This is a genomic window from Pseudomonadota bacterium (assembly GCA_011049115.1).
GTDB lineage: Bacteria > Desulfobacterota > Anaeroferrophillalia > Anaeroferrophillales > Tharpellaceae > DSCM01.
In genome coordinates, this window is record DSCM01000050.1 from 1 (window position 1) to 3,527 (window position 3,527).

The window sequence follows — 3,527 nt, forward strand, 5'->3', positions numbered from 1 at the left end:
CCCCTGCCGATCTCAACATTCCAACCAAACGGCAATCTTAACCTTCATCGTAATAATTCCTGGATCTGGATAGTTACAGATAAACTTCCTTGATTTGACATGGAGGCTTAAAACTGTTATGGTGGCGAAAATTTCATGTACTAAACAATTTTAAAAGAGGCATTGTCATCGTGATCGGATGCCAAGCCGAATGGTTGTGGTATGGTTGCTGACGGAAATAACCGAGAAGAAGAAATTCTGCGCTACCTGCGCAGGATTATTCGCGCTATCGATCAGCACAGTCGTAAATTGCGGCGTATTTTTAATCTGACCATTCCGCAGATCGTTACCTTGCATCAATTGCGGGATGGCGGCAACTGTACGGCCGGTGAATTGGCGCGGAAGGTCTATCTTAGCCAGGCAACCATGACCGGCATTATAGACCGGCTTGAGAATCGAGGCCTGGTTTGTCGGGCGCGCAGTTTTGCAGACCGCCGTCGGGTGAGTGTCCAATTGACGGAAGAAGGTCTGGAAGTTGTTGAGATGATGCCGAAACCGTTGCAGGATCAATTTCGCAGCCGGCTGGCGGCCCTGCCGCCGGAGGAACAAACCGTTATTGCCGAGACGCTTTCCCGGGTCACCGTGATGATGGAAGTCGCTGATCTTGAGGCCAGTCCGTTACTTACCATCGGCGATCTGGCGCAGGCGGAAGAAGACCATTCCTGATCCTCGTTTCTCGTTTCCCCGCGCCGCCTCTATTTTGTCATATCCTTTCCGCCGATGTTAGCGTTCATGATTTCAAAAAACTTGCAGGGTAGATAAGTAATTTTCCCGCCGGTCGTAGCGCCTCAGGCAACCCTTTGCTTTTTTGGTCTTGGGATTTCGCCGGGTCGACGGCTTTTGCTTTTCCCGGTTGAATTTAAAAAAAAGGAAATTTCACATGGCTTTATCGTTATCGCAAAAACACATCCTTAAATCGATTGATCAAGGTGTGGATAGTTCAAAATGGAAAAACTGGCGCTGGCAGATGAAAAACTGTATTCGTGACCTGAAGACCTTCGAAAGTCTGCTGCGGATCAAACTCAGTCAGGAGCGACGTCAACAGTTTCTCGCCACCATAAAACGTTTTCCGATGTCGATCACCCCTTATTATCTTTCCTTGATCGATACGGAAAATCTGGATGATGACCCCATTTTCAAACAGTCTTTTCCTTCTCCCGAGGAACTCGTGGTCAATCATTATGATATGGTTGATCCTTTAAGCGAAGACAAAGACAGCCCAGCTTTCGGCATTACCCATCGTTATCCGGATCGGGCCTTGTTCCTGGTCAGCAATATCTGTGCAATGTATTGCCGACACTGTACCCGTAAACGCCGGGTCGGGGATCGGAACAGTATTCCAAGTCGTTTGCAGATCGAGGATGGGCTTGCCTATTTACGCAACACTCCCCAGATTCGGGATGTCCTGTTGAGCGGGGGGGATCCTTTTCTTTTGTCGGATGACTATCTGGACTGGATCTTAAGTGAACTCAGAAGCATCAAACATATAGAAATTATTCGCATCGGGACGCGTACTCCGGTAGTGCTGCCGTACCGGATCACGGATAGTTTGGTGGCCGTGCTGAAAAAATATCATCCTCTCTGGGTTAACACTCACTTTAATCATCCTCGGGAGCTGACAGATTCTTCCCGGCAGGCTCTGGCCCGGCTGGCGGATGGTGGAATCCCTCTGGGTAATCAGTCGGTCTTGCTGGCCGGTGTCAATGATTGTCCACGGGTCATGCGTTCTCTGGTGCATAAACTGGCCTATAACCGGGTCCGTCCATATTATCTCTATCAGTGCGATCTCTCCGAAGGACTTAGTCATTTTCGTACTCCCACCGGCAAAGGGGTTGAAATTATGGAAAGTCTTATCGGTCATACCAGTGGTTTTTGCGTGCCCACCTACGTCATTGATGCGCCCGGAGGCGGCGGAAAGATTCCGATTGCCCCCAATTATCTTGTTTCGTGGTCGACCAACAAGGTTGTTTTGAGAAATTATGAGGGGATCATCACCACTTACCGGGAGCCGGATGCTTATGAAGCTCGGTTTTGTGATCGTAACTGCGAAGATTGTAAGCTGTTGTTGTCTCTGGAGGATGCGGATGAGTGTAAGGCCGTTGGTATTGAGAAACTGCTGGCCGATCTTGACAAAACCATTTCCCTGGTGCCCACCGGAAACGACCGTTATAAAAGGCGTGATTAACTATTCAGCGTGGTTGATTTCAGCTTGTATTGAGAGATGAAAATCAGGAAAACCTGGGGACATGACCTGATTTTTCTAGGGAATCGGGATCGTGTCCCCAGGTTTTCCGGGTTAGCTGAATAGTTGCAGGCGTGATTAAATTAAGTTGAGGAAACAAGCGAGAACAACATCATGAATCATTCTGCATCGGACGTGATTACCTCCTTGAATGGGGCGACCATTCAACATGGATCATATAATCGGCGCATCTACTTGATGGATCTCGGTCGGGCCGATCCCGGCAAATTGGCTCGGAAGCTGATTTGCCTGGCCGGGGAAAAGGGCTATTCCAAGATTTTTGCCAAGGTTCCTGATTCTCAGGCTTCCCCTTTTTTGGTTTCCGGCTTCCGGCTTGAGGCCGAAATTCCGTTCTTCTACCCAGGTGAGGGCGCCCGTTTTCTGGGTTATTATCTCGAAAGCAAGCGTCGTCACGAGCCGGATTCCGAAAGTCTTGACGAGCTTGTGACCAAGCTGGTGCCGCGCAAGCAAAACCGGCCGGCAAAGCCTTTGCCGGAGAAGATTAAAATCCGGCGCTGTACTCCGGAAGACGCGGAAGCGATGGCCGCAATCTACCGTTCCGTATTTCCGACTTACCCTTTTCCGATCTTTGATCCGCAATACCTGCGCCAAAGCATGGCCAACCAGGTTGATTTTTTCTGCGTCGAGCAGGCGAATCGTCTGCTGGCGCTCTCATCGATGGAAAAGGATGGCTCGGCAAAAAATGTCGAGATGACTGATTTTGCCACGCCGGCAAAGCATCGGGGCAAGGATTTCGCGCGGCATCTGCTGGCTCGGATGGAACGGGAAATGTTGCTGAAGAAATACCGGCTCGCTTATACGATCGCACGGGCCAAATCACCGGCCATGAATCTCACCTTTGCCCGGCTGGGCTATGTTTATGCGGGCAGGCTCGCCAACAATACCAATATTTCCGGCAAGATTGAAAGTATGAATGTCTGGTATAAAAAGATCAGAGGTTCCGGCAAAACTCACGGTTAATCCCGTGCCTTTTTTTATTCAGGCGCTGTTAGCGCTGAGACGCCGGTTATCTCAGCGCTAACAGCTTCTCGGTTTCGGGTCAACCTCCTCTTTATTGGTTAGGTGTTTCAGTCAGTTTACCCATATGAAAATTCCCAAGTTGTGATACGCACGCTAACCCTACAACGACACTTGCTTCACGGATATCAATTGGAGTACCTTTCGTTTTCTGTGAGACAGATAGGAACGATGGTTACGAATTTGGATCCACTCTATCAATTTAAGC

General features: G+C 49.3%; 3 protein-coding genes. All 3 read left to right on the forward strand.

Annotation, left to right across the window (positions count from 1 at the left end; all coding sequences use genetic code 11):
* The first annotated feature begins 201 nt into the window (after window positions 1-201).
* The 3 genes from ENN66_04065 (at window position 202) to ablB (ending at window position 3,262) form a co-directional block, all read left to right on the forward strand.
* A complete protein-coding gene (locus tag ENN66_04065; protein ID HDS15783.1) occupies window positions 202-705 on the forward strand; it encodes a MarR family transcriptional regulator in 504 nt (167 codons plus the stop codon).
* Between the two features lie 214 nt (window positions 706-919).
* Complete coding sequence (gene ablA, locus ENN66_04070; GenBank protein HDS15784.1) at window positions 920-2,224, forward strand: lysine 2,3-aminomutase; 1,305 nt, start codon at window positions 920-922, stop codon at window positions 2,222-2,224.
* Between the two features lie 171 nt (window positions 2,225-2,395).
* Window positions 2,396-3,262 carry a putative beta-lysine N-acetyltransferase gene (ablB, locus tag ENN66_04075; GenBank protein HDS15785.1) on the forward strand — a complete coding sequence of 289 codons (867 nt, stop codon included), beginning with the start codon at window positions 2,396-2,398 and terminating at the stop codon, window positions 3,260-3,262.
* The last annotated feature ends 265 nt before the right edge of the window (window positions 3,263-3,527 follow it).

What these genes read in the sequence shown, in the direction of transcription:
- ablB (HDS15785.1), top strand. Translation starts at nt 2,396, where the DNA reads ATGAATCATTCTGCATCGGACGTGATTACCTCCTTGAATGGGGCGACC.
- ablA (HDS15784.1), top strand. Translation starts at nt 920, where the DNA reads ATGGCTTTATCGTTATCGCAAAAACACATCCTTAAATCGATTGATCAA.
- ENN66_04065 (HDS15783.1), top strand. Translation starts at nt 202, where the DNA reads ATGGTTGCTGACGGAAATAACCGAGAAGAAGAAATTCTGCGCTACCTG.